This window comes from Paenibacillus sp. JNU01, from assembly GCF_059130585.1.
The window spans coordinates 3,896,554-3,921,407 of sequence record NZ_CP169723.1; the positions used below are offsets into that span (position 1 = coordinate 3,896,554).

Here is a 24,854-nt window from a genome sequence, read left to right on the forward strand (position 1 = left end):
GCAGCAAGCCCATTCTTGAACGGGGTCGCACCTTCTCTGAATGATTATAACCTTGATCTAGTGTATCAATAATATAGAGCAATTTAAATATGCAATTTCAAGATATTTGCTATTCCATCAGTATACGCTAGTTTACATCGGAACGTTAGCCCGGTTATAGGCCTGAAAGATATATTTGTTCAAAACAAAGGAAGGAGCCCGGTTTTAGTGGGACTTGGCATATCAAATGTTGTATAGCCTTACTTAACTCGTGAAAAGGGATGCACCAAAAGCCGCTTACGAATCGCTTCGCATGGCGGCTTTATATTAAAGATTACCCCTTACCACCCCCGGCGTTTCCGGGAGTACTCAGAAAATCGAAATCAGTTCCTTTGTATACGGATGGCGTTCTTCAGCGAACAACGCATCTGCGCCAAAGCGGTCAACGATCTGGCCTTCCCGCATGACGATGATATGTTGGCTCATCCGATGTACCGCGGCCAAATCATGCGAGATGAACACGTATGACAGACCAAGCGATGTCCGCAGGTCGGTGAGCAACTGCAAAACGGCACCTTGAGAGATCACGTCCAGGCTGGCCGTCGGTTCATCCAGAACGACAACGTCCGGCTCAATGCCAATGGCACGTGCGATCGTGACCCGCTGACGCTGTCCACCACTTAGCTCGTGCGGATAACGTCCAGCTACATCGCGAGGAAGCTCGACCGCTTCAAGCAGCTTTTGCACGTAAGCCCCCTTCGATGTGTAGGTAAAGTGGGACAGTTCTGCATCCCGTCCAAGCTGTTCGTAAGGATCGATTAGCGAGTCGGATATCTTGAGCTTTGGATTCAGTGCAGCCATTGGGTTCTGAAATACAATCTGAATCTTTCGCCGATGAGGTCGCAACCGTCGGCCGCTCAGCCGCGCGATATCCTGTCCGCCCAGTGTAATCGAGCCTGTATCTGCTTCTTCGATCCGAAGCAGACAGCGGGCGAGCGTACTCTTGCCACAGCCGCTCTCACCAACTAGGCCAAGACACTCGCCACGGTTCAGGGTGAAGGAAATATCATGCACAGCTGGTCGGTCTGCACCTGCATACGTTCGGCTGAGATGTTCCACCTGAAGCACGGGATGATTTAGGATGCTGGGAGAGGAAGTAGTCTTTGCAACGGCGTTATCTATAACGGTATCTGTATCCGCATGATCTGAATCTGTAGCATTTATGACTGCCTGATCTGTATCTATAGTATCTATGACCACATGGTCTGTAACTGCATTGTCTATCTCTGTATGGTTTGCGCCTTTAGCACGGTCATGAACTCGCACATTGGATTCGTTAGACTGCACAAACCCTTGGCGTTCTTCATTTGAAGTCGTCTTCATTCTGTTCCCGCCTCCTTCAATCCCGACTTCAGTGAGCGGCTCAGAACGGGAGCTGCTTCGATTAACTGGCGTGTATATTCATGCTGAGGATGGTCAAGAATGCGATGCTTGCCGCCCGATTCGACGATCTGCCCTTCCTTCATAACAGCCAAGCGGCTGGCATAGCGACGTACATGGCGCCAGTCGTGCGTGATAAACAGAATCGCACAGCCCGTCTCCGCTTGTTTGCGTGCCAGCAGTTCCAATACGCGGTGCCCGGATACACTGTCCAGTGCCGTTGTCGCTTCGTCAGCGATCAGCAGACGAGGGGAGAGCATCAGCGATGTGGCAATAGAAGCCCGCTGAAGCTGTCCACCGCTCAACTGGAACGGATAGCGGCGCAGCAATTCAGCACCAAGGCCAACCGATTCCAATGCTTCCTCCGCCCGCTTCTTGCGGATGGCAGAAGACTTCTCCCCATGTACCTTCTGGTATTCATCAAAGTGCCCACCAATACTGCGAAATGGCGTAAACGCTCCCTGATAGTCTTGAAAAATATATGAGATGCGGCTTCCCCGCAGGGCTCGCATCTCCTTAGGCTTCCGTTCGAGCAGGTTGCTGCCCTCGAACATGACTCGCCCCGACGCATGCAGGTTGGGCGGCAGCAGACGACCAATGGCTTGCGAGAGCAAGCTTTTGCCACTACCGCTCTGTCCAACGAGTGCCATGAATTCACCTTCGCGAACAGCCAGAGAGACTCGATCTACAATAGTCCGATCCCGGCTAGAGATGCTCAGTTCCTCAATGGAGAGAATCATGGCTGCACCTCCTTCTTCACATCAAAGCGGTCTCGCAGATAGTCGCCCAGCATGTTGGCGAGCAGGACTACCGAGACAATGGCAAGACCCGGGTAGATCATCAGCTCCGGCCGAGACTGGAAGTAAGGCCGTGAGTCATTCAGCATCGCTCCCCATTCAGGTGTTGGCGGTTGTGCACCAAGGCCGATGTAGGACAGTGATGAGATGAGCAGGATGATTTTGCCCAGATCAAGACTGGCCAGCACGAGCACATGCCCTGCGATATGTGGAAGCAGATGTTTTCTCATGATACGACCGTCCGAAAGTCCATTGGTGCGGGCGATGCGAATGTAATCCTTTTGGGACTCCGATAAAACCGTACTCCGAACGAGACGTGCATAACTAACCCACTTCACGATCACAATCGCCAACACCAGATTGCCGATTCCGGCCCCTAGCAGACCACTAAGCACAATAGCAACAATGGTATCGGGAAAAGCAAGAAAAGCATCCGCAATCCGCATGAACAGCTTATCGACCCAGCCACGTTTGTAACCCGCGATCAAGCCAAACGGAATACCGATCAGTAGTGCAGCACCGAGTGCCAGCAGGCTATAACCCAACGTTTGACCGCCGCCAAGCAACAGACGTGTCATAACATCACGTCCCAGATGGTCGGTGCCGAACGGATGGAGAGCACTTGAACCCTGCAATCGTCCACGCAGATCGGTTAACGTATGGTCATGTTTTAAGTATAAAAAGGCATATAAGGAGGCCCCGATGACCAGCAGTGCAAATAACAGACCGATGATCGCCTGCCAGCTATGTTTTTTAGATTTTGTAGTTGGAATGGGCAGGGGTATGGTTTTCATCAGTGGGCCTCCTTTTCCTTGAGTTTCATTTCAGGATTCAAATAACGATAAGATAGATCAACCGCCGTATTCACGAGGAATACCACGATAGCCATGATCAGGATGTAACCCTGAATCAGAGGATAATCACGCTGGCGGATGGCATCAACGACAAGCTTGCCGATACCCGGATAAGCGAACAACACTTCAATCACGACAACTCCGCCAATCAGGCTGCCGAGACTTACGCCAAATACCGTAATGACAGGCGGAAGACTATGCCGAAACGCGTGTAGCATGAAGATCCGGCCTTCGGATAACCCTCTTGCCCGGGCGGATCGAACGAACTCCTGGCTAAGAGAATCCAACAAGCTGGAACGCAAAAGACGCACATAAACGCTGGAGATGGCAAGTCCCAGCGTCAGAGATGGCAGAATAAGTGAGGTGAATCCATCCCGGCCCATGGTCGGCAGATTGCCAAAGCGTACGCCGAACATGTCGATCAGGATCAGACCCAGCCAGAAGCTTGGCACCGCCGCACCCACAATGGAGAGCATGCGGCTGCCGCGGTCAATCCAACTTCCACGATGAAGCGCTGATAGCGAGCCGAGCGGGATCGCAATGACGAGCATGACCAACAGCGCGCCAATCGTCAGTTCAGCCGTGGCTGGCAGTGCACGCATAAGGGTCTGCATGACGGGCTGGCCAGTCGAATACGATACGCCGAAGTCGAGCCGAACGAAATCGAGCAACCAGTTGCCAAACTGGACAGGAAGCGAATCGTTGAAGCCCATTTCCTCGCGTACAGCTTCGACCTGCTCCTGACTAACGGACAGTTCGTCCACATTCAGGATCGTCAGTACGGGATCACCGGGAGCCAGACGAATGAACAGGAAACTCACAAACATAATGAACAACAGAAAGATTAATACCTCAAGGAACTTGCGAAGCAAAATGCGAAACATTACATCACATCCAGCTTATTGGTAATCATGTAATACTCACTGCGAGTGGTAACCCAGTTCTTAATCTTCTTGCCGTTATAGGCAACGATCGTACCCGGATGCAGCACGAAGGAATTCAGCACGTTATCATGCACGTAGTTGGCTGCCTTCTCGGCAAGCTCTGCGCGCTTCTCCGGTGCAACCGTGAGATTCAGTTCGTCGATAATCTTGGTCAGTTCCGGGTCTTCCGATCCGCTGAAGTTAAGAGCACCCTTGGGATGGTACGTAGCATTCAGATAATAACCAGCATCCCCACGAGGAGCGGTCAAATTACTGTACGTTGCAATATCCCAGTCGCGGTTGGACGCCATGTAATCTTCCGGCGTGTCGATCTGGCGAATCTGTACATCGATACCAATTTTCTTCGCATCCGACTGGAACACTTGGGCGATCAGCGGCAGATCGGCACGAGACGAATACGTCAGCAAGGTTAGCTGCAACGGTTTACCGTCCTTTGTCATCACGCCGTTTTGCAGTGTATATCCCGCTTCGCCAAGAAATTTTACAGCGACATCAGCTCCGGATTCCGTTGTGGTATCCGTATAGGTTGGCGCGAACGGCAACGATGGCAGGAACGGTCCGATGGCTCCTTCGCCGTAGCCGAGCAGGATCGTGTCGACGATACCCTGGCGGTCAATCAGCGCGTCTAGCGCACGACGGACATTGAGGTCCTTCATGCTCTCCCGCTGCATGTTCATCGTTAGCTGATGCACGCGGAACGTCGATGTAGACTCAACCGTCATGCCGTCTATCGCTTTGAGCGATTCGAGACTCTCGACCTCTGGACGGTATACGATATCTACCTGCCCAGATTTGAGCGCTAGTGTGCGAGCGTTGGCATCTTCATTGAATGAGAACGTGATGGAATCAAGCGGGGATGCTCCGTCCCAATATTCATCATAGCGATTCAGTTCCAACTTGCTGCCTGGGGTAAAAGAAGTCAGCTTGAACGGGCCCGTACCAATCGGCTTGTTCACAACGTCCGGCTCACTTACGTCGATGATCGCCGTGTTGGGGTTCACCAGTTCCGAAGCGAACTCCGGGAACGGCTGCGTTGTGGTGATCTCCAGCTTATCGCCCTCGGCTTCAATTGTATCGATCTTCAGCGCGTTCTGGATGGCTACATTCTCTTCCAGTGCACGTTCAAGGGATGCCTTAACGGATTCACCCGTCATTGGCTTGCCGTTCTGGAAGGTCACATCATCTCGCAAGTCGATCGTCCAGTGCTGTCCGTCTTCGCTCTCCCAGCTCTCAGCGAGCCATGGAGCCACCGTCAGATTCTCCTCATCGAGACGCACCAAAGTCTCTGTAATGCCCGCACGCAGCGGCACATAGCTGGAATCCACATGTGGATCTAGTGAACTGGTGGAGAAGTTATATAGGAAGTGAACATTTTTATTATCCGTGGATGGTTGCGCAGCGGGACTGGATTCAGATGATCCGCAGGCGCTCAACAGTCCAGCGCTCAAGGCCAAGGAGACCAGCGCTAACAGTGGCGTCTTTTTATTCAAGGTAATGCCCCTCTCTCTTAATCGTAATCATTATCATTTGAACAATGAGTATTATCATATCGTAATGATTACGTTTTGACAAGAGTTATATTGGTGGTGAAACGAGAAAAAATCCGACTCTCGGATGAGAGCGGATTCTTCATGTTTTTTGTTACATATGAGGGCTATCAACTATAAATTTTGGTTGCCTATACTTCAATGTGGTATGAACTATTTGTACAGATTATCCTTCATAATCATCCTCTAGTGTTGGTATGAATGGGGAAAGAAACGGATCATCATTCTCTGTTACTTTACCTCGAATTAGTGTGTAGACCTTAAACTGATTGGAGGATTCCGCATCATCACTATCTCTTACATAAAGGACTCCATAAGAACCTTGAGCTATCTCACCTATCTTTTTCATTACTTCGGCGGGATCATACTTTGATAAAGGTTTGTGATTATCTAGGCCCGCTATCCATAGTTGAAAGTCACCATTAACTGCTCTCAAGTCCAAAACACCTGTAGGCCAATTTAGCTCCTTTACATATTCCCGCAGATGTTGAATAACTAAACCATATTTATACTCATCTTCTTCAAGCGACGCACACTCTCTAATAGTTGCCCAGCCATGATATTCGTACATTACCTTTCACAGCTCCTTTATCCGTAAACTATGTAGACAGTGCTTCAAAACTATTTATCTTCTGTTAGTCGCGTGGAATGGAGCATGATCGATTTTAACATTTTTCAGTAAAGTCGTTCTCTATGAAGTCAATCGCTTTACATCGTTTAACTTTTCCTGAAGTATTTGAATACTCGTACTCTGCAGTATGTCAGGATTCAATTCAGTAACAAAATCCAGAAACTGATGTGCACTTTTCATAATTTCTTCTGTAAAGGATGCCGAACTTACATTAACACCATTCCAATTTGAGTATCTAAATTCCTCATTTGGTTCAGTAATAAATAAGTCCAGAATAACTTCCCGATCAATATCTTCTACTAAACTAACTTGTAGTTCCACTCCCTGCCGTTTAAACTCCAGCCACAAATTAGCACTATCAGGAATTCGATAAGCAACATATTGATGTATTCTAATCTTCTGGACTATAGTCAGTAAGTCCACAAACCATCTAATAAGTCTTTCATTACCAAATGGGCAATCGTCAAAGAACATACCGTACTTACTTCCGTTAAAGTCCAATTCAATAATTCCCTCGATATCTTGTTTCGTTAGATCAAACTGCTTTGCAGACATTTGTTTGATTTCATCAAAGTTATCAATTGCTTTAAATGAAATAGTGAACATATTTGAACCCCCCTAATCTATTAAATCTCTAATTTTATATATATGTGTACCATAAACAGAATCAACATTATCATTTCTAATGAAAACTTTAATCTGTTCATCAAATACAGTAACAGTATGCAATCCATCCTTTATTCCCTGTTGTTTCAACTGATTAACGGCCTCGGTAGACGCATCAGTTATTTTACTATCAGACCACTCTTTATTAAAGAAAGACTTTCTACTTAGCATTTCATTGATTTGTTCATCGGACATTTTCTTTTGGAGATATGGAAGTTGTTGCTTCGTACTATTAACAGAATGCCTATTAATAACATGGTCAATCAGATTTTGGCTTAACTGAGATCTCTGCACTGTGGCTTTTGAAGTTCCCTCTAGTACATTTTTTTCTATACTCCCATTCTTAGCCTTAGCAGCCTCAATATGCTGCTTAATCTTCACCACAGCAGGATTAGAAGCAGGCAATCGAAACGGACCTTTACCACCTGGCATACTCCCACGAACCATCTGAATCGCCATGAATATCTGACTAAACTTCAGGGAGGCCACCATCATCTGAGCATACTTATCCGATACAGGCTCTCCTGTAGTAGGATGAATCCCCATCTCAAACGCCTTGATCTGTAACGCAAAAATATCTTCCCCAGGCGGTTCAACGTTCACTGCTTGCATGCGATTAAAGTCCAGATGTCCCTGATCCCTCTCATAAGCCTGAAGGGCAGCCTGATCCGTAACACCTTTCTCGTTCACAGGCATCATTTTACCAAGCATCGCGTTATACGCCATCCGATAGCCCTTGTCACCCGAACCGGAATCACCTGTTGATTTGGTCATCATAGCTGCGGCACCGACTGCTCCAAACGCACCACCCAGACTTCCCTTCTGAGCATCTGCATCTTGGAATCGCGTGGCGATATCCTTCAATTCCTTCGATGTATTGACCATACTCTCCAACGCTTTATCCAGTATAGGTCGTGACTGCTCGAACTCATAGTAAAATCGCTCCTGCGTCGCACCCATCCACATCGCCTGAACGAACATGATCTGTCTCGTCAGATCACTTCGTATACTCTCCAACTGTTGTCTGGCTTGATCCACCTGATTCGATACGTGATGTAGTTGTTCAGGGGTAACTTTGATTGTACTCATAACGTTTCTCCGCTCATTCGAAATAGGATTATCCTATGTTAGCAGAAGTGTAATATGTAAACTATCCGGCTAACATCCTGATTTCACCATGGTAAAAACACAATCTGTGCTCCTCATCGGTGCTATGGTCCTATATGCATATACCCATTTTAAGGAATATCCTACCACTTTCAGTAAGTACCTCTCCTACTTCATTTCCTCCAAAATCACCCGATACCGCCCAATCTGCTCCGCTGTCGCTTCTTCCCGCAATGATTCCAACAATGCCGTGCACCTTATAAAATACCGATCCAACCCAAGCTTATCCGCTAACCGAATGGCCTGCAAAATAAACTCCACGGCCTCCTGCGGTCTTCCCATCCATTGTTCGTACAAAGCCCGCTGATAACAGTAATGATACATATCGTCGTTGTTTGAAGAATCCATTTCTCTGCCATTGCCCTGTATCTGATCCTCGAACACATGTAAAAGCCGATCAATCTGCCACCTATGCCGCACTGTTGCTTCCGTAATGACTTTCAGACCCACCAACCATTCCTCCGGATGCTCAAGCAAAAAGTTCACAAACTCCTCCAACAGTTCCACCTGCCCGGCTTCAATCTCAAGAGCATACCGATTCACCTGTGCCTTATGCCTGAACTCCTGCACCACCTGCATGCCTACCTCATCCAGATCCTCCGTTGATCCCAGTTCTGCATATTGATCGATACATGCCCTCGCCTGATCTACCTGTCCCATCTTCTGGTGAGCCATACCCCGCATTAGGTGACTGAACCCATAATAGTAGACCAAGGGCCGCTCAATGTGTATATGTGGTACAGGCATTCCCTTTAATTGATACTCCTGCCGCTCTTCATGGATGGACTGCACACATTGATATAACATGTCCGCCCTCTCCATCACCTTGTTCCAATTTTCAAAAGCCACAGCCATGTCCAACATCTCAACAATGATGTCCGGTTTGAGTGATTTTAGGATAGATTTCCGCAAAGATAATCCTCCTTAATTATCGATTTTCTTATAATTGTATAGATAAATCAAAAGAAGATCAATATAAACTGTACTTATAAGTACTTTTATTCAAGAGAACAGTTTGTACATATTAGTCTGTAAGGATTCTATAACCTCTTCTAACCTTAAGTGGAGGTGATCAAATGAGTTTACCAGAGGACGTAGGAAATCGAATACGTGAGTTAAGGAAGGCAAAAGGCTGGACTCAGGAACAACTAGCTGAAGCAGCAGGTCTTCATTACAGCTATATTGGTGGAGTTGAACGGGGAGATCGTAACATTTCTTTGGAGACTCTTGAGAAAATAATGAATGGATTGCAGGTCACTGCTGAAGAAATCTTTAAATTCAAAGAAGACTCTGAGTACAAAAGAGCCTTGGATGAACATATAACTTTAATAAGCGGCAAAAGTACAGATACAATCATATCATTGACCAAAATTAGCAAAGAAGTTTTATATGCTATCGACAAATCACATAAAAATTCCGAATAAATATCTCTACATCAAAATCATACGCTAACACCAAAAAGAGTGGAGTACGTCTCCACTCTTCTCTTATCTCTCTTTTCAAATAACTTCCCGCTCAAACTCCGCAAACTCCACTCTGTTCCGCCCATTCTGCTTCGCCTGATACAACGCCTTATCCACCGCAGCAAATAGCTGCGTCAAATACCCCTCCGGATTGTCCGGTACATGCTCCACTTCAAAGTCCTCAAAAGACAGAATTCCAATACTAATCGTAATGGATACCTGCATAATCTCGTGATCCACCGTAATGTGGTTGGACTCCACAGCTAATCTCACGCGCTCCGCGATTTGGTTCGCCAAGTCATGCTCCGTGTGCGGAAGGTAGATCATGAACTCTTCTCCGCCATAACGCGTCAGAATATCGGTGCTGCGAATGGATTGTTTGACCGCCTCTGCCGTGTGGACGAGCACTTCATCACCGATGACATGTCCATAGCGATCATTGATCGCTTTGAAGTAGTCGATATCGAGCAGCAGGAGTGAAAATGGTGTTTTGTATTGAATATTGGTAATGACCTCATGATTCAGGTGTTGCGTCAGATAACGACGGTTGTAACAGTTGGTTAAACTGTCCGTCAGCGCGAGTTCCTCCAGTTTGCGATTGGCCTCGGATAACTCCTGACGGATCAAGTCCAGCGCCTGATTACGCTCCTGAAGCGTCTCGTTCTGACGATTCATCTCTTTCACATAGAAACGCTCCTGCGAGACATCCTGGAACGTAAGAATATGACCGATCGGCACAAGCGCCGAATCCACAATCGGAGACGATTGCAGAATATAGTGCCGAATGTTGTTACCCCGCTCCACGATCACTTCAATATGAGAGAGGGTATTTTCTTTTTTCTTATAATGATTCACGAACTCCCGACAGCTGCCCACAACTTGAACAGACTCCAGAAATACCTCCATATCAAAAGAATCCCCCACATGCAGATCCATAAAGGATCGTGAGGCTTTGTTCGCTTCAACTATGACTTCATTCTCATCCAGTACCAGGATGCCATATGGAATCGTATTGATCACGTCCTCATGCGCGATGGAGACCAGATCGAACACATTGTATCTTTTGATCACATAGACGAAGAACAGGTCCGACAGAAAGATCCCCAGCGAAGTCATGCCAGGAATAATGGGCAACCAGCGGGCTAGAACGACATTCAGAATCGCATCAATCGTTGCAAACACAGCCAAGACCAAGATGCCCCATAGGGTGATCCGCACCTGTTTTTTGATCATGGCAGACGTCTGCGATGAATACACCGCCCGGAACAGAACGACGAGAGACGTCAAGAAATAGCTCACCAGAATAACCATCACAACCCAGAACCAAGGGCCGTAAGCACGCTCGATGTACCCGCCCTCCAGTGGAATGACGAATTCGTTCCATGGGTTGGCGACCACACCTATAGCCCCGATTACCGCAGGGACAAATAGCATAAAGGTTCCTTTTGCACTCAAACGTTCCGCGTAACCGGTAATAAAGATCGTCAGTAGAAGCCACCCGCTCCCAAGCAGAGAGACTGCAACGAAAGACAACGTAACATAGAACAACTGTAAGCCGGAATCATCCGTGAGCGTACTGGCAAATTGACAGAAAGGCCAGAGCATCATCAACCCGTGAAACAAAAAGTATACCTTATGTAAGTTCGTAATTCTAACCGTAGCAAACACATATACACCTACACCGAACAATAGGACGAATAAAAAGAGATCATACCATACTAATGGGTTCACGAATCTTCTCCTTCTTAGATGCTACAATGACAACGTGATTGCTCATAATTCTATGTGATACCTATATAAAACTTCAATAAACACCTATACAATACCGCTACGTCAAACATTGGTTAATTTAACCATATCTTATCACACCGCCATAAGGGTGAGTAGCCCATACACTGGAAGTCTGACCAACCTCTGATCGAAATCCTGATCTATTTTGCGTTTTTGTGAAGGAATCTGACTGTTCCACAAAAAAAACCGCCCATATCCAAACGAGCGGCCGGCCAGCAATTGGTTTGATTCAAATGACCCATATCTTTAGCGGAGTTCATCTCTCCGGCAGTAGTACTTCACCTTCTGATCAGGAACATCTACTCTTCCCGTATCTTGGCTATGGCTTGTTCATGATCAGTCAACGTTCGCCTTCAACGATCTGCTTCTCAGCGATCAACAGCTCCAATTGTTGCTTATAACGTGCCTCGTTTCTGAGATATGCTTCATGACTCATTCCGACCAGATCAGCTTCATATTTAGGGGAATAAAAGGGTTCATTGTCTGAGAATAAGTCTGGATTTTCCTTCAGCAACTCCGTAATTACCTCTGACGTCTTAACCGCATCGCACACTCTAACAACGGCATCCCCAAGTTGTCCTTTACGCATCGCGCCTTCGCGAACCAGCACATCGTCTACTTTCCAGAAATGCTCCGACCATGGCAACCCACTATGTCTGCGGGACGGTACTGAAATCTGGCTTCCATCCGGTAAAACCGTATAAAGCATCTCATGCTCGTCCGTCATTCTGCCAGGGATGTCCACCCACTCTTCGACCCCATGGATAAATGTATTCCGCTTCAAGTCAACGCCCACTAACAAGATTGTCGCTTTCCGATCCAGCAGTTTCCCCCATGCTGAACCTCTCGCACACGGTGTATCGAAGAGATGATCATCCTTCGTAAACACCTCTGCATCTCTTCCGAGTGCCGCTACCGAGTGCGTAGGATGCCACGAACGAACCACGCCCGGACGTTTACGGAAAAGCTCAGGCAGAATGCCTACGCAACATACAGAATTTTCCACGTGGAACATTGGGTTATCCGCATTAATGGTAGACCACGTATGAGTGGGAAGCACCAACAATCCGTCTTCCATGTAATCGCTAACGGCATCCAACACCGTATCTGCTCCACCTTCAACCTCGCCCAAACTCTTCATTGAAGAGTGCATAAGCAACGTACCTTGGCGATCCAAACCAAGCTGCTCCAGTTGCTGCATCAAGCTTTCTTTTGTGTACATATCCTTTCCTTACCTCCTTCATTTTTTATCCCTTTTCGATGGAAAATTAAACCCATGCTCAGCTCATTATCATGCTTCTCAGCATAACAAACAAAGGGCCGAGGGTTAACCCCCGGCCACAGAGAAAAAATTGTATACGTTCAGGGCAGTAGCTGCCAATCCACTTTTACTTAATAATAACGTACTCCAGATTCACCAGCTTCGCATATGTCACGATCTGATCTGTCGTCAGGTTCAAGGATACAACCGTATGGTGACCTCCACCATTTTCGATCCATGCTCTAACGCCATCCTGGAAGTTCGGCTTCACGCTCCACAATACACGCGCTACCGGCAGGTTAGGTGCTGGGACGGTAGGCTCGAATGCAGATACTTCATTGATCAGCAGTTTGTAGTGGGTACCGAAGTCTGCCATGGATACCACGACCCCTTCGCCTGCTTTGCCGTCGAATACAAGACGCGCCGGATCTTCGCGATCGCCAATGCCCAGTGGGGACACGATAATTCTTGGTTTCGTGCTAGCCAGTGTCGGATCTACTTCAAGCATGTGGGATTGCAGGATTGCTTCCTGTCCAGCAGCCATCTCGTAGGTGTAATCTTCCATGAAGCCCGTGTTCTCGTTATGGGCCATGATTTTCAGCAAACGATCCAGTGCAGCTGTTTTCCAGTCACCCTCACCGGCAAATCCATACCCTTGCGCCATCAGGCGTTGCACAGCCAGACCCGGAAGTTGTTTCATGCCATGCAGATCTTCGAAGTTCGTCGTGAAGGCACTGTAACCACCTTCGTCCAGGAAACGTTTGATCGCAATCTCATAGCTTGCTTGCACACGTACACTGGCTTCCCAAGCTTCCTTGCTGTTCGTACCATAATCGAATTCATAGAGGTCTTTATACTGAGCAATCAGATCATCGATTTCCTGCTCCGTTACGGCGTTCACGTATTGCACGAGGTCGCCAATGCCGAAGTAATCAACCGTCCATCCGAATTGGATCTGTGCTTCCACTTTATCGCCTTCGGTCACGCCAACGTTGCGCATGTTATCTCCGAAGCGAGCGACTTTGAGGTTGAAACCTTCGTTAAAGGCAACCGCTACGTCCATCCAGTCTGCAACCTGTTGTTGCACTTCCGGGCGCTCCCAGTAGCCAACAACGATTTTGTTTTGTTTTTTCAAACGAGCATTAATAAAGCCATATTCGCGGTCACCATGTGCCGCTTGGTTCAAGTTCATGAAATCCATATCGATGGTTGCCCACGGAATGCTTTCGTTGAATTGAGTCGCCAAGTGCAGCAAAGGTTTTTGCAGCAATTTTGTACCACGAATCCACATTTTCGCCGGGGAGAAGGTATGCATCCATGTGATGACACCTGCTACTTCGTCGCGATAGTTGACTTCTTTCATGATGCTCGTGATTTTATCTGCGGTTACCGCCAGATCCTGCAATACAAGCGGGTACGGCAGTACGCCGCTGGCATTAAGGGCATCCGTAATTTTCTGTGCGTTAGCTTTTACTTCGCCCAGCGCTTCTTCTCCGTACAAGTGCTGTGAACCGACGACAAACCAGAATTCTTTTGCTGCTGACATATCATCATCCTCATTTCATTATTTTATAGTTGAACAATATGGGTTTACACTAGAACACTGCGAAGCCAGAATAATCTTCCGATCACTGTTATCCCCAGATTTTTTGATTCCCTTTTCTAAAGGGAAAATCCGGGGATAAAGGTGAACGCTCCGCTTCTCCAGCTTTCTTCTGTCTTCTCCGTTATTGTGTAAAAAGTATAGTTGAACAAGTCATTCGCACAACTAAACCTCTTGGAAGCCAGAGCATGCTTCCAGTCACTTATAACCGACTACTTCTGTCCGTAATACGCGTCTTTGCCGTGTTTGCGCAGATAGTGTTTATCCAGGATGCCTTGCGGCAGTTCCTTCGCGAAGTTATTCAACTGCCGCGCGTACAGATTCATTTTGCACACTTCCTCCAGTACAACGCTGTTCACCACCGCTGACTTGGCATCTTTCCCCCACGTAAATGGTGCGTGACCATGGAGCAACACTGCCGGAACCGCCATCACATCAATTCCACGTTGTTCGAACGTTTCAATAATGACACGTCCTGTCTCCGCTTCGTATCCGCGATCCACCTCGTCCTGGTTCAGGAAACGTGCACAAGGCACCGCTCCATAGAACGTGTCCGCATGTGTGGTTCCCATTACAGGAACATCAAGTCCAGCTTGCGCCCAGATGGTCGCCCACGTGGAGTGTGTATGCACAATGCCACCAATCTCCGAGTAATGCTTATATAGTACGGCATGTGTTGCAGTGTCCGAGGAAGGTCTCATCTCACCCTCCACCACGTTACCGTCCAGATCAACCACAACCATGTCGCTTGCTTTCATCACATCGTAGCTAACGCCACTTGGTTTAATGACGAACAGACCGCTTTCCCGATCGATTGCGCTAACGTTACCCCAAGTGAATTTTACAAGTCCATGCTTGGGCAGTTCCAGATTCGCCTGGAATACCTCTTCTTTCAGTTGTTCTAACATGTTATTCCCTCCCGTTCTCTAATAGTTCGTGTTCAAAAAGTCGGTTTTCAGTACCGAGAAGATGGGATGAAGCTAGAAATGGAGTAGCGGAGCGTAGATTGAGCTACGTGAGCAACGGACATTTCGGCTGAATTCCATATTCGACGTTGATGATGCCACTAGGCATCCTTCGTAATCAAAAGCGGTCTTTTTGAACAACCTCTACCAGATGATCTACAGCTGATTGCTCAATCGCGAGCCCATTCCGGTAGCGTTCGATAAATGCTTCAAACCCTTTCACATCCGATGCATCTGGCGCCACTTCGACTCCCTCAACATCGTTGAAGACCTTCTGCTCCAGGAACACATCCAGGCTCTCCTCTTGATCCTTGTTAATCATGTACGAAGCCAGAAGTGCCATGCCCCATGCGCCGCCTTCACCAGCGGTAGACATTACCGAGACCGGTACGTTCATCGCAGCAGCTACAATCCGTTGTCCGACGACAGGGGTCTTGAACAGACCACCGTGAGCCAAAATACTATCAATGGCTACATTCTCTTCCTCTGTCAAAATGTCCATACCTAGCTTGAGTGCACCGAATGCACTGAACAGATGTGTCCGCATGAAGTTCGCCAGATTGAAGTTGCTTTCCGGCGAGCGGACGAATAATGGACGGCCTTTCTCAAGTCCCGTAATGTTCTCACCGGAGTAGTAACCGTAGCTGAGCAAGCCACCACCATCTGGGTCTGCCTCCAAGGCTTTGTTAAACAACACGCTGAACAACTTGCCGTTATCCACTTCGTATCCCATCGCTTGAGAAAACTCACGGAACAGTCCCACCCAGGCGTTGATATCACTGGAACAGTTGTTGGCATGTACCATCCCTACTGGACTGCCATCCGGCGTGGTGACCATATCGATCTCCGGATACACTTTGGATAGTTCCTTCTCCAGTACGATCATGGCAAATACCGAGGTGCCGACCGAGATGTTCCCCGTGCGTTTCTTCACGCTATTCGTTGCCACCATACCCGTTCCGGCATCGCCCTCTGGCGGGCAGAGCAGAATGCCTGCTTGCAGATCTTGCGAAGGGTCAAGCAACTTGGCTCCCGCTTCTGTCAATGCACCTGCATTCTCACCAGCGAGATATACCTTCGGAAGCAGGTCCTCGACCTTCCACGGATAACCTTTGCCTGCGATCCGTTCATCGAACTGTTGGATCATGGATGGGTGGTAATTATGTGTAGCCTCGTCAATTGGGAAAATGCCTGAAGCATCGCCGATGCCAATCGCCTTATTGCCTGTCAGCAACCAATGGATGTACCCAGCCAAAGTAGTCAGATGATCGATCTGAGGTACGTGTACCTCTTCGTTTAAGATGGCTTGGTACAAGTGGGCAATGCTCCAGCGTTCAGGAATATTGAATTGCAGAAGTTCCGTCAGCTCCCTAGCAGCTGCTCCCGTCGTTGCGTTACGCCAGGTGCGGAAAGGTACCAGCAGTTCGCCCGCGCTATCCAATGCCACATATCCGTGCATCATGGCCGAGAACCCGATCGAACCGACCGTTCGCAGCGTAATTCCATATTTCTGTTCCACATCTTGCTTCATCTCACGATAAGCCGTCTGCAGACCTGTGATGATATCTTCCTGGTTGTACGTCCAATATCCGTCTTTCAGAAGGTTCTCCCATTCATAACTGCCTGACGCGATGGTCTCAAAACGCTCGTCAATCAACACCGCCTTAATCCGCGTGGATCCAAATTCAATTCCGAGCGAAGTAGCGCCATTAGTAATGGCTTCTTTCAAGTCCAATTGACTCATAATCACGTGTATCCCCTCTCCGGTTGTGATTTCACATCCCTAAGGATGCATATATAAGGTGAAGCTTCTACTTATGCAGTAACTACTCATGAATTTTGTATAAGAGGTTGTTCAAAAATCTGTGTTTTCAAAGAATGCGCTTTCCTTTTCTGACAGCCTTAGTATATTTTTTGTACGTACATTTGTCAATAATATATAATAGTTATACTTACAAAGGACACATATTGTACTCTAACTGACCATTCAAAGGTCTTATACAGCTATAAAGTGGCTATGCTGTAAGGTACACCTCTTTGCAAAAAGGCCGGATATGTATGGTTTATTTCGAAAAATATGCTGTTTTATATGCATTCAAAGTGAATCATGCTAAAATATGTACGTACAACTATTTGAACAACAACGTTGATATAGATGAGTAACGATGAAAGAAGTGGACTACGTGAAGCCAAAATACCAGGTCATCATTGATGATATAAAGAGTCATATCCTCTCGGGGGCATATAGCATAGGCGAACAGATTCCAACCGAGTTGGCATTACAGGAAAGCTACAATGTAAGTCGTCAGACGGTGCGGAAAGCCATTTTGGAGTTATCGAATGAAGGATTTTTACGAAGCGAAAAGGGTTCAGGAACCTACGTTAGCAATCAGTATCGATCACGATCAGGCGGTAATACGTCAAAGAAAACCATTGGCGTAATCACAACATACATCTCGGATTACATCTTTCCTTCCATTATCCGCGGTATTGAGAGTCGTCTGAATGAGGACAACTACTCGCTACTGCTCGCCAGCACCAATAATGATGTGTCACAAGAGAAAAAAGCACTCGAAATGATGCTCTCCTACGGTGTGGATGGCCTGATCGTCGAACCGACCAAAAGTAATCTGTATAATCCCAATATTGCATACTACCTGTCATTCAAGGAGCAGGATGTACCGTTTACGATGATTAATGCCTTTTATGAAGAGCTGGAGGTCCCTTTCTTCTGTCTAGATGACGTGCAATCCAGTTATCTCGCCACACGTGAATTGATCGCCAAAGGCCATACCCAGATCGGCATTATTGCGAAAATGGATGATTTGCAAGGTAAGTATAGGATGAAGGGGTATATCAAGGCACTTGGTGAAGCCAAGTTACGGTTCCATCCTGATCAAGTGCTTTCCTTTGATACCGCATCGAAACCGGAGTTATCCTCTAATGTGGCAGCGTATCTGGACGAAAACAGGGATTCGCTGACCGCAATCGTCTGTTACAACGATGAAGTAGGACTTGAAGTTGTGCACGCCTGTAGGCAACTAGGTATCTCGATCCCGGATGAGTTATCCATCATTGGACAGGACAATTCGTATATCGCCAAGAACGCCAACATCCGGCTCACCACACTAACTCATCCGCAAGAGCAGATGGGCCGTGATGCTGCCGACTGGGTAATCAAGAATCTGCAAGGCAAAAAGGATCTGCGAACGAACACCTACTATCAGCCGGTGCTGGTTGAGGGGGAGACGGTGAAGGAGATCGAAGTGGAGTAATATTGGTGGGCAAACGGAAAAGCGAGAAAGTTATTACCGAGCGTTCCTGTCCAACATACCGAAAGAAGGCCGTCAGAATGATCTGCGGCCTTCTTTGTTCTTGTTCCATATAATGAGGGATTAACCTTTTCCGATATAAATAATTTAATCTGCTTTAGCCGAAACAGACACCACTTACTTGGCTCGATCCGTATCATCGCTTACCAAACTTACAACGACGCCTTTCTTCTCCAGTTTCTCTACTACCTGCTCAGCCCGATCATTTAACGGATTGTTCGCCAGATACACCTCTGTCAGATGCGGGATGGTATCGAGCACTGCAATATCCTTAATGAGGTTATCTTCTACATATAGATACTCCAAGGTCGGATGATTTTTTAAAGGTGTCAGATCCTGAATTTTATTATCATTCATAATGACCCATTCCAGCTTTAATTTCTGAAGAGGACTCAGATCGGTCACCTGATTACCGCTGGCAAGTAGACTTCTCAGTTTAGGCATATTTTTTAATGGAGCCAGGCTTTTGATTTTATTATCATCCATAACCAGATTTTGCAGATTGGTCAGACCTGATAGTGGCGAGATATCTGTAATCTGATTGCCCTCAACCGCTAAGAACGTTAATTTCTTTAACTTGTTGAGAGGTTTGATATTTTTTATATTTTGGCCAGGCAAGAATAGCTCTTTCATATTAACGGCATGTTCAAGACCTTGCAGGTTAGAAATCTTGCTTTTCGTTTCCATAGCATATATGGATTTTAATTTCTTCAAATCGCCGGCCTTTATTTCCTTCTTAGCCGATAGCTTCAAATCTGCTCGAATAACTTTGGCCAGGACTGGGTCCTTAATAAGCGACGACGAAGCCAGCGCACTCGTTGTTGGTAATAGCACAAAAACCATACATAAAACGATAAACCTTTTGATGAATTGATTATGCATATAGAATCTCCCTACATTATTTAATACTAGAAATATACCATGATCTGGGATGAAATGAATGGATACTGCCTTTATCCCGGGCAGGATTCCAAAACCTAGGATCTCAAGTACGTGTAAGAACGATCTGATCCCCGGAACGGGTTATTTTTACGTTGAATCTTCATGAAAGTTGTAAAGTATGCACTGACTTTCCGCTCCAATTTAGACGAATGACAGCTTATATGGATGATTTATATACATTAGAATAAGTATAGACCCTTAAAAAGGCAGTGATTTCGATGTTATTTCAACGAGACAAATGGCTGCAGTATCGCACACTCCACAGTGTGCCCTTACTTGCCGAGCGGTTACCCGAGACACAGCTTCTTGAGAAGGAATCGTTAACACATATGCTGCAACACTACCCAAGCTTGGTTCTGAAACCTTGCAATGGAAGCTATGGAAGGGATATCGTGTTCATTAAACGTCAGCGTTCTAATACCTATCGAATTCAGAATGAGAATCATACCATTACCCTGTTGAATACAGATCAGCTGCTCGAATGGCTCGACAAATCCTATAAAGATCGCACCTACATTGTCCAGCAACGCCTGCAATTGGCCCGAATTCGCAACAAACCGTTTGATCTTCGGATCATGGTTCAACGCAAAAGGGAAGCGCCCTCGAAGTGGAAAGTAACTGGCGCTTATGCCAAGGTCGCATCGCGAGGATATCTAGTCACGAATGTGACCAGCCGTACCTTGCCTGCGCTCAAGGCACTGCAACTTGCAGGTGTCGGAGGCCGGACTTTGCTGGTCCAGGCAGAACGAACTGCACTCCTCGCTGCCAAACAATTGGCAGAACACAACCCTGATCTTAGACAAGTCGGCTTTGACATTGGAATCGATCAGAAAGCTCGGATTTGGATTATTGAAGGGAATTATCAACCCGACTTGCGCCCTTTTCGGCGCTTGAAAGATTCCTCCATGTATCGCCGCATATTATGGTATCAGAAGCATTGATTTGCCACTTCATGATAAGGAAACGACTCGCCCTTAGTAGACTGGGCGAGTCGTTGCTTTGGGTTGAATGGGAGCTACTGCTCAGATTACGTTCATATCCTGAATTCTTATTTCCGGCAACCTCGTCTCGGTGTACTTACTACACGTGTAACCTGGAAACGGTTTGGTCCTACCTGTATGATGGCAAACTGGCTGTAAGACGTGCCCGAGGACGTATATGGTTCAGCTTCGATGTTGCCACTCGGTGTTCTAACCGTTGCCGTAATTCTTGTCACCAAGCACACCCCACGTGAAGAAGCCTGCCAAGTCTCATCACGCTGTACAACATAGTTGTCATCGCTGCAAAAGAGAGATGCATACTCTACTTTTCCTGAAGCATTAAATGATGTGGAATTGTATATTCGAACCAGGGGATAACTCCGTACTCTTCTATTTCCCATTCTCAAAACCTCCTTTAATTTGATAGTTTAGTAAATGCAATAGATTGAGATTTGGTCAGGGATAGAAGTGGACAAGGTTGAAAAAGTGTGTTTGTCCGATGGTTAAGAGGGGAATTTTCGCTTGACTATTTGCCCTGGATCACAAGTCCATATTTACTGAATATCCACGATTGGCTCAAATCATGCATCGCATCATGGCTTATACGTACAGAGGGCTTCTGCACCTTCATCGCATCTGTGTCCTGTGCCGAGAAGCGAAGCGGCTTTGTTATTCTTTGGATAGAGTCTCTAATCTCATCGAAAAACGCATAGGTCAGCGGCATATGATCCCGGATATCCTCATATATATAGTATTTTCCTTTTTCGTCTTCCAAATTAACCTGAACGCCTTTCGGAAATGAAAGCATGATGTACGGCAGTTCATCCTCTGCCCATTGTGCGTGATATGGGAAAGAAACACCTTCATTTCTCACAAAAAATCCTGAACTTTCCTGATCGGACGCAACAGAAATGGAATATATAAAGAAGGGACGAACATCATTTCTCTGTTCTCCTGCCACATAATACTGATAGAACGTCTGATACGCCTCATACACCTGACTATAATCATGCTCTGTCCGGGCAGCGTTGGTATGACGGAATTGCACCTGTCTCTGCTCGAAAATCTGTAATAGACCTTTCAACTCTTCAGGAGTGATGAAAAACTTCAGTTTATAGAATCCACCATTCTTTAATTTGTCCATTTCTTTTCGCTCACCGTCCTATATATGTATCTTATTTCCATTATAGTGATGCACAAATTAGCCGTACAGATTATTATCCGTACGGCTAATTTCGAGTTGTTCGGCTCTGCGAATTTGGGATTTTTAAGGTTTAACTACAGAGAGAAGAGACTCATTTCCCTCAGAGATCACCGTCACATCTGGTGCAAACGTTGCATCACTGACATGTAGTGTTTCTCCAAGCTCCATCGTGCTAATGTCAAATTCAATCGACGTTGGCAAGTGTCTCGGCAATGCCTCCACTTCAATAGAAGCTAATTGAACTTGCACAACTCCGCCCTGTTTTGTGCCAATCGGTGTGCCGTTGAACTTGACAGGAATTTTAGTGCGCATGATCTCATGGGTCTGCACCTGTTGAAAATCCACATGAATCAAATCTCGTGTAACCGAGTCACGTTGGAGGTCTTCCAATAATACGGTCACTGAGTCTTTACCTTCAAACTGCAACTCAATAAAACCAGTTGCCCCTTGCTTCAACCATTTTTGAAAATCTATTGTTGGAATATGAACCATCTCATTCTCCGTATTTCTGCCAAAAACAATGCCTGGCAAACGCCCGGATTTACGTAGATCCCTAAGTCGGGAAGAATTTAATGGAATGCGTTTTTCCGCTTGAAAAGTAGTAGTCATGCTATGTTCGCTCCTCTTTATTAAATGATATTTTTACATTTTTCATACACATCCAACCATCCCCTGTTGGGGCTAAAGAGAGAAACATAGCATCACCACCTCCAAATACCATCCATTTGATTTTAAAATACATTTAATGTAAGCTCCCATGATATACATGAAGGCACTCTACTCGGAGGAGTAGAATGCCTTTGGGATGCCTCAACCCTATCATAGAAACACTTTTTTGTCGATCAACCTGAAGTATATGATAGAGTATCGTCTACCTCATCCCGACGCCATAGGGAAAAAGGAAAAGGGGCTCTTCCTTTACCAGGAAGAACCCCTTTGATTATAAGGTTTAAATAAGTTCTACATTATGAAGCTTTAGCTGCAACTGTTTTTTCAATTAATGCTTTAGCATCATTAGTAGTAAGGCCTTGTTTTGGTTGAAGTGATTTTTGATCTGTTCCACCAAGAATACCTTTATTAATCAGTTTTACCATAGGTTTCATTGCATAGGTAGACACGGACTTACCATCTTCGAAACTAGCAATAATCGTGGCAGTCTCTTTATCGGTCGCTTGACCTTTTACCAATTTAGCAAGAATTGTAGCAGCTTCCTCGCGTGTGATATCCCGATCAGGATAGAAGTTTCCACCGTAGCCCTGGATGAATCCAGCATGCGTAGCTTCAGCAATCGCATCTGCATAGGTCGCATCAGCCGCTACATCCTTGAATGCAGGTGCTGTAGTTACTTCATTTAATTTCAACATATCCACCAGCGCACTTACAAATTCAGCACGAGAAATGACTTCTGTAGTCGCAGGTGTTTCTGTTGGCTCAGTAGATGCAGCAACGTTAGTGATACGTCCTTCATTTTTGGCTTCAATGTTACCGCCTTTAAATGTTTTGACAATGTAATCGTAGAATACATCCAGATCGATCGGACCTGCCAAGGATGATTTGGCATCCATCAGCACTTTATAGTTGTCTCCGCCTGCAGCCATGAAGTTGTTAACGACAGCCGTATATGTTTTTGCAGGATCAATGGCTGTGCCGTCTTCCAGACTAAGACCCGTAATGCGCTCTGCAACAGGCTTGTTGAAATCTGCAGCGTATTTCAAACCCGAGATTTGTAGTGTCTTGGTGTTTGGTGTGCCGTCAGCATTGGTACCCCATTGCTGTTGCAACAAGGTTTTAACCTGTTCGCCAGTCAGCTCCAGTTTCACTAATGTATTACCGAATGGTTGAATTTTCGCAAGATCAGCAAAGGTTACATCGCCTTTTGGCAGATCGGCACGAATACCACCTGGATTCATAAATGCGAAGTCAGCAGCGCTTGCTTTATCCCCAAAGTCAGCATCACGCATTGCATCTGCAATCAGGTTGCCTAGAGGCGCTTCATTATTGTAGGCATCTGTACGCAAAACAGAACCATCTGTTGTGCCCACTGGCTTCGTCAGTTCAGGGTGCTTGTCCAATGATTTCTTGATAATTGCCAATGTTTCAGGGTCTTCTTTTACACCCTCTTGGAGAGTCGTAGTAACCGTAGCTGATTTTTCAGTTACATCCCCCGTCGCAGGATCAATCATCAGCTTGATATCTTCAAAAGCCGTACCATAAGAATACGCTTGAACGATCAGCTTTCCGTTCACTTCACCGTTAGCCAAAGCATGATTGTCACCTGCAACGATCACGTCAACAGGGGAATCTGCTGGTAAAGCTTTTGCCAGATCAGCTGCTTCTCCAGTCGTTACGCCTTCTTTGGTGGTTGCTGGATCATGTGCCAACACGATGATCGTTTCTACACCTTGATCTTGCAATTCTTTTGCATATTTATTAACGGCTTCAACTTCTTCTTCCGGACTTAAGAAACGCACACCAGCTGTACCCGATGGGGATACTTTGCCAGGTGTTGATTTGGTCACTAGTCCGATGAATCCAATTTTGACTCCGCCTACTTCTTTGATTACATAAGGCTTGATCAGTGTTTTTCCGGTAGCGGTTTCAATGACGTTTGCATTAACGTAATCAAATTTTGCACCAGCATGTGTTACCTTACCTTCTTTTGGATCCAGGCCACCAAAGATCTGTGCCTTCAAAGCAGCAACACCTTGGTCAAATTCATGATTCCCCAGAGACCCTACATCAAATCCCATCATATTCATCCATTCCATGGTAGGCTCGTCGCGATCCATAGATGAGACCGGAGCCGATGCACCAACAGAATCTCCATTATGGAAGAGTAGGGAGTTTTCATATTTGGCTTGAGCTTCTTTCAGGTAGGTTGCTAGAATTGGAGCCGATCCTGCCTTTTTATCACCAACGATCGATGTGGTATCTAACTGACCGTGAAAATCATTGATTCCAATCAAGTGTACTTCTACATCATTGCCTGCGGCAGAGACTGAACCTGCTGCCCCCAGTAGTTGTGTGAGTAATAGTGCAGTAGTAGCGATACGAATTGTGCTTTTGCCCAGAACGTTTTTCCAAGACATGAATTACATAACCCCTCTCCAATTATCGATCCTGAGATATTTTACCATAGTTCAATTCAGAAAAGTCATAGAAAATATCAAATGGTTGTAAAAATATTTGGGAGAATGATAGAGAAGAGGTGTGTTTACTACTGGCTAAACATAAAGGCACCCCGCAGGGTGCCCTTATTACCTTCATATAACGGCTCATAAAAAATAG

Annotated in this window: 23 protein-coding genes; 3 read left to right on the forward strand and 20 right to left on the reverse strand. The window is 46.2% G+C overall.

The features are described from left to right. Window positions 1-348: 348 nt before the first annotated feature. The 9 genes from NLBNIHML_RS16885 to NLBNIHML_RS16925 all read right to left on the reverse strand — a co-directional run bounded on the left by NLBNIHML_RS16885 (window position 349) and on the right by NLBNIHML_RS16925 (window position 8,937). Window positions 349-1,362, reverse strand: a complete 1,014-nt coding sequence (locus NLBNIHML_RS16885; protein WP_494352386.1) for an ABC transporter ATP-binding protein — start codon at window positions 1,360-1,362, stop codon at window positions 349-351. Beyond that, the gene (locus NLBNIHML_RS16890; protein WP_339238817.1) at window positions 1,359-2,159 is read right to left on the reverse strand and encodes an ABC transporter ATP-binding protein; all 801 of its coding nucleotides are present in this window, start codon (window positions 2,157-2,159) and stop codon (window positions 1,359-1,361) included. The genes NLBNIHML_RS16885 and NLBNIHML_RS16890 overlap by 4 nt, the downstream gene beginning before the upstream one ends. Beyond that, window positions 2,156-3,010: a nickel transporter permease gene (nikC, locus tag NLBNIHML_RS16895; RefSeq protein WP_494352387.1), complete on the reverse strand. Its 855-nt coding sequence runs from the start codon at window positions 3,008-3,010 to the stop codon at window positions 2,156-2,158. Before nikC ends, NLBNIHML_RS16890 begins: the two co-directional genes overlap by 4 nt. Beyond that, window positions 3,010-3,954: a nickel ABC transporter permease gene (gene nikB, locus NLBNIHML_RS16900; protein WP_494352388.1), complete on the reverse strand. Its 945-nt coding sequence runs from the start codon at window positions 3,952-3,954 to the stop codon at window positions 3,010-3,012. Before nikB ends, nikC begins: the two co-directional genes overlap by 1 nt. Continuing rightward, complete coding sequence (gene nikA / locus NLBNIHML_RS16905; protein ID WP_494352389.1) at window positions 3,954-5,504, reverse strand: nickel ABC transporter substrate-binding protein; 1,551 nt, start codon at window positions 5,502-5,504, stop codon at window positions 3,954-3,956. Before nikA ends, nikB begins: the two co-directional genes overlap by 1 nt. 223 nt (window positions 5,505-5,727) lie before the next feature. After that, entirely contained in the window at window positions 5,728-6,132 is a 405-nt protein-coding gene (locus NLBNIHML_RS16910) for an Imm7 family immunity protein (protein ID WP_339238822.1), read from the reverse strand. Between the two features lie 120 nt (window positions 6,133-6,252). Further along, window positions 6,253-6,798 carry a hypothetical protein gene (locus NLBNIHML_RS16915; RefSeq protein WP_339238823.1) on the reverse strand — a complete coding sequence of 182 codons (546 nt, stop codon included), beginning with the start codon at window positions 6,796-6,798 and terminating at the stop codon, window positions 6,253-6,255. A gap of 12 nt (window positions 6,799-6,810) precedes the next feature. Beyond that, on the reverse strand, window positions 6,811-7,947 hold the full coding sequence (locus NLBNIHML_RS16920) for a WXG100 family type VII secretion target (RefSeq protein ID WP_494352390.1): 1,137 nt from the start codon (window positions 7,945-7,947) through the stop codon (window positions 6,811-6,813). A 186-nt stretch (window positions 7,948-8,133) separates the two neighbouring features. After that, the gene (locus tag NLBNIHML_RS16925) at window positions 8,134-8,937 is read right to left on the reverse strand and encodes a DNA-binding protein (RefSeq protein WP_494352391.1); all 804 of its coding nucleotides are present in this window, start codon (window positions 8,935-8,937) and stop codon (window positions 8,134-8,136) included. 164 nt (window positions 8,938-9,101) lie between these two features. On the opposite strand from NLBNIHML_RS16925, the gene NLBNIHML_RS16930 reads away from it, so the two are divergent. Beyond that, a complete protein-coding gene (locus NLBNIHML_RS16930; RefSeq protein WP_494352392.1) occupies window positions 9,102-9,449 on the forward strand; it encodes a helix-turn-helix domain-containing protein in 348 nt (115 codons plus the stop codon). A gap of 75 nt (window positions 9,450-9,524) precedes the next feature. On the opposite strand, the gene NLBNIHML_RS16935 is transcribed toward NLBNIHML_RS16930, so the two are convergent. The 5 genes from NLBNIHML_RS16935 to NLBNIHML_RS16955 form a co-directional block, all read right to left on the reverse strand. After that, window positions 9,525-11,219, reverse strand: a complete 1,695-nt coding sequence (locus NLBNIHML_RS16935; RefSeq protein WP_494352393.1) for a histidine kinase N-terminal 7TM domain-containing diguanylate cyclase — start codon at window positions 11,217-11,219, stop codon at window positions 9,525-9,527. A gap of 400 nt (window positions 11,220-11,619) precedes the next feature. Next, window positions 11,620-12,501 (reverse strand): AAC(3) family N-acetyltransferase, encoded by an 882-nt coding sequence (locus NLBNIHML_RS16940; protein WP_494352394.1) that lies wholly within the window; start codon window positions 12,499-12,501, stop codon window positions 11,620-11,622. Window positions 12,502-12,667: 166 nt separating this feature from the next. Beyond that, on the reverse strand, window positions 12,668-14,086 hold the full coding sequence (gene araA, locus NLBNIHML_RS16945) for an L-arabinose isomerase (protein ID WP_339238829.1): 1,419 nt from the start codon (window positions 14,084-14,086) through the stop codon (window positions 12,668-12,670). A 269-nt stretch (window positions 14,087-14,355) separates the two neighbouring features. After that, on the reverse strand, window positions 14,356-15,051 hold the full coding sequence (locus NLBNIHML_RS16950) for an L-ribulose-5-phosphate 4-epimerase (RefSeq protein ID WP_047840995.1): 696 nt from the start codon (window positions 15,049-15,051) through the stop codon (window positions 14,356-14,358). 175 nt (window positions 15,052-15,226) lie between these two features. Beyond that, a complete protein-coding gene (locus tag NLBNIHML_RS16955) occupies window positions 15,227-16,852 on the reverse strand; it encodes a xylulokinase (RefSeq protein ID WP_494352395.1) in 1,626 nt (541 codons plus the stop codon). 439 nt (window positions 16,853-17,291) lie between these two features. Here NLBNIHML_RS16955 and NLBNIHML_RS16960 point away from each other — a divergent pair, with 439 nt between their 5' ends. After that, complete coding sequence (locus tag NLBNIHML_RS16960) at window positions 17,292-18,383, forward strand: GntR family transcriptional regulator (RefSeq protein WP_494354722.1); 1,092 nt, start codon at window positions 17,292-17,294, stop codon at window positions 18,381-18,383. 174 nt (window positions 18,384-18,557) lie between these two features. On the opposite strand, the gene NLBNIHML_RS16965 is transcribed toward NLBNIHML_RS16960, so the two are convergent. Continuing rightward, window positions 18,558-19,322, reverse strand: a complete 765-nt coding sequence (locus NLBNIHML_RS16965) for a leucine-rich repeat domain-containing protein (RefSeq protein WP_494352396.1) — start codon at window positions 19,320-19,322, stop codon at window positions 18,558-18,560. Window positions 19,323-19,600: 278 nt separating this feature from the next. Between NLBNIHML_RS16965 and NLBNIHML_RS16970 the strand changes: the two genes are divergently transcribed. Next, the gene (locus tag NLBNIHML_RS16970; RefSeq protein WP_342571484.1) at window positions 19,601-20,323 is read left to right on the forward strand and encodes a YheC/YheD family protein; all 723 of its coding nucleotides are present in this window, start codon (window positions 19,601-19,603) and stop codon (window positions 20,321-20,323) included. 107 nt (window positions 20,324-20,430) lie between these two features. Here the strand turns inward: NLBNIHML_RS16970 and NLBNIHML_RS16975 are convergent, their stop codons facing one another. From NLBNIHML_RS16975 to NLBNIHML_RS16995, 5 genes are all read right to left on the reverse strand, one after another. Next, a complete protein-coding gene (locus NLBNIHML_RS16975; protein WP_339238833.1) occupies window positions 20,431-20,763 on the reverse strand; it encodes a hypothetical protein in 333 nt (110 codons plus the stop codon). Window positions 20,764-20,888: 125 nt separating this feature from the next. Next, entirely contained in the window at window positions 20,889-21,506 is a 618-nt protein-coding gene (locus tag NLBNIHML_RS16980) for a hypothetical protein (protein WP_342571486.1), read from the reverse strand. Window positions 21,507-21,629: 123 nt separating this feature from the next. Continuing rightward, on the reverse strand, window positions 21,630-22,175 hold the full coding sequence (locus NLBNIHML_RS16985; protein WP_339238835.1) for a 50S ribosomal protein L25: 546 nt from the start codon (window positions 22,173-22,175) through the stop codon (window positions 21,630-21,632). 1 nt (window position 22,176) lies between these two features. Continuing rightward, window positions 22,177-22,308 (reverse strand): hypothetical protein, encoded by a 132-nt coding sequence (locus NLBNIHML_RS16990; protein ID WP_339258074.1) that lies wholly within the window; start codon window positions 22,306-22,308, stop codon window positions 22,177-22,179. Window positions 22,309-22,531: 223 nt separating this feature from the next. Continuing rightward, window positions 22,532-24,655: a 5'-nucleotidase C-terminal domain-containing protein gene (locus tag NLBNIHML_RS16995; RefSeq protein ID WP_494352397.1), complete on the reverse strand. Its 2,124-nt coding sequence runs from the start codon at window positions 24,653-24,655 to the stop codon at window positions 22,532-22,534. Window positions 24,656-24,854: the final 199 nt, after the last annotated feature.

Coding starts and splice junctions, on each gene's coding strand:
- NLBNIHML_RS16885 (WP_494352386.1), bottom strand. CDS start 1,362: ATGAAGACGACTTCAAATGAAGAACGCCAAGGGTTTGTGCAGTCTAAC.
- NLBNIHML_RS16890 (WP_339238817.1), bottom strand. CDS start 2,159: ATGATTCTCTCCATTGAGGAACTGAGCATCTCTAGCCGGGATCGGACT.
- nikC (WP_494352387.1), bottom strand. CDS start 3,010: ATGAAAACCATACCCCTGCCCATTCCAACTACAAAATCTAAAAAACAT.
- nikB (WP_494352388.1), bottom strand. CDS start 3,954: ATGTTTCGCATTTTGCTTCGCAAGTTCCTTGAGGTATTAATCTTTCTG.
- NLBNIHML_RS16910 (WP_339238822.1), bottom strand. CDS start 6,132: ATGTACGAATATCATGGCTGGGCAACTATTAGAGAGTGTGCGTCGCTT.
- NLBNIHML_RS16915 (WP_339238823.1), bottom strand. CDS start 6,798: ATGTTCACTATTTCATTTAAAGCAATTGATAACTTTGATGAAATCAAA.
- NLBNIHML_RS16920 (WP_494352390.1), bottom strand. CDS start 7,947: ATGAGTACAATCAAAGTTACCCCTGAACAACTACATCACGTATCGAAT.
- NLBNIHML_RS16930 (WP_494352392.1), top strand. CDS start 9,102: ATGAGTTTACCAGAGGACGTAGGAAATCGAATACGTGAGTTAAGGAAG.
- NLBNIHML_RS16940 (WP_494352394.1), bottom strand. CDS start 12,501: ATGTACACAAAAGAAAGCTTGATGCAGCAACTGGAGCAGCTTGGTTTG.
- araA (WP_339238829.1), bottom strand. CDS start 14,086: ATGTCAGCAGCAAAAGAATTCTGGTTTGTCGTCGGTTCACAGCACTTG.
- NLBNIHML_RS16950 (WP_047840995.1), bottom strand. CDS start 15,051: ATGTTAGAACAACTGAAAGAAGAGGTATTCCAGGCGAATCTGGAACTG.
- NLBNIHML_RS16955 (WP_494352395.1), bottom strand. CDS start 16,852: ATGAGTCAATTGGACTTGAAAGAAGCCATTACTAATGGCGCTACTTCG.
- NLBNIHML_RS16965 (WP_494352396.1), bottom strand. CDS start 19,322: ATGCATAATCAATTCATCAAAAGGTTTATCGTTTTATGTATGGTTTTT.
- NLBNIHML_RS16970 (WP_342571484.1), top strand. CDS start 19,601: ATGTTATTTCAACGAGACAAATGGCTGCAGTATCGCACACTCCACAGT.
- NLBNIHML_RS16975 (WP_339238833.1), bottom strand. CDS start 20,763: ATGGGAAATAGAAGAGTACGGAGTTATCCCCTGGTTCGAATATACAAT.
- NLBNIHML_RS16980 (WP_342571486.1), bottom strand. CDS start 21,506: ATGGACAAATTAAAGAATGGTGGATTCTATAAACTGAAGTTTTTCATC.
- NLBNIHML_RS16985 (WP_339238835.1), bottom strand. CDS start 22,175: ATGACTACTACTTTTCAAGCGGAAAAACGCATTCCATTAAATTCTTCC.
- NLBNIHML_RS16990 (WP_339258074.1), bottom strand. CDS start 22,308: ATGTATTTTAAAATCAAATGGATGGTATTTGGAGGTGGTGATGCTATG.
- NLBNIHML_RS16995 (WP_494352397.1), bottom strand. CDS start 24,655: ATGTCTTGGAAAAACGTTCTGGGCAAAAGCACAATTCGTATCGCTACT.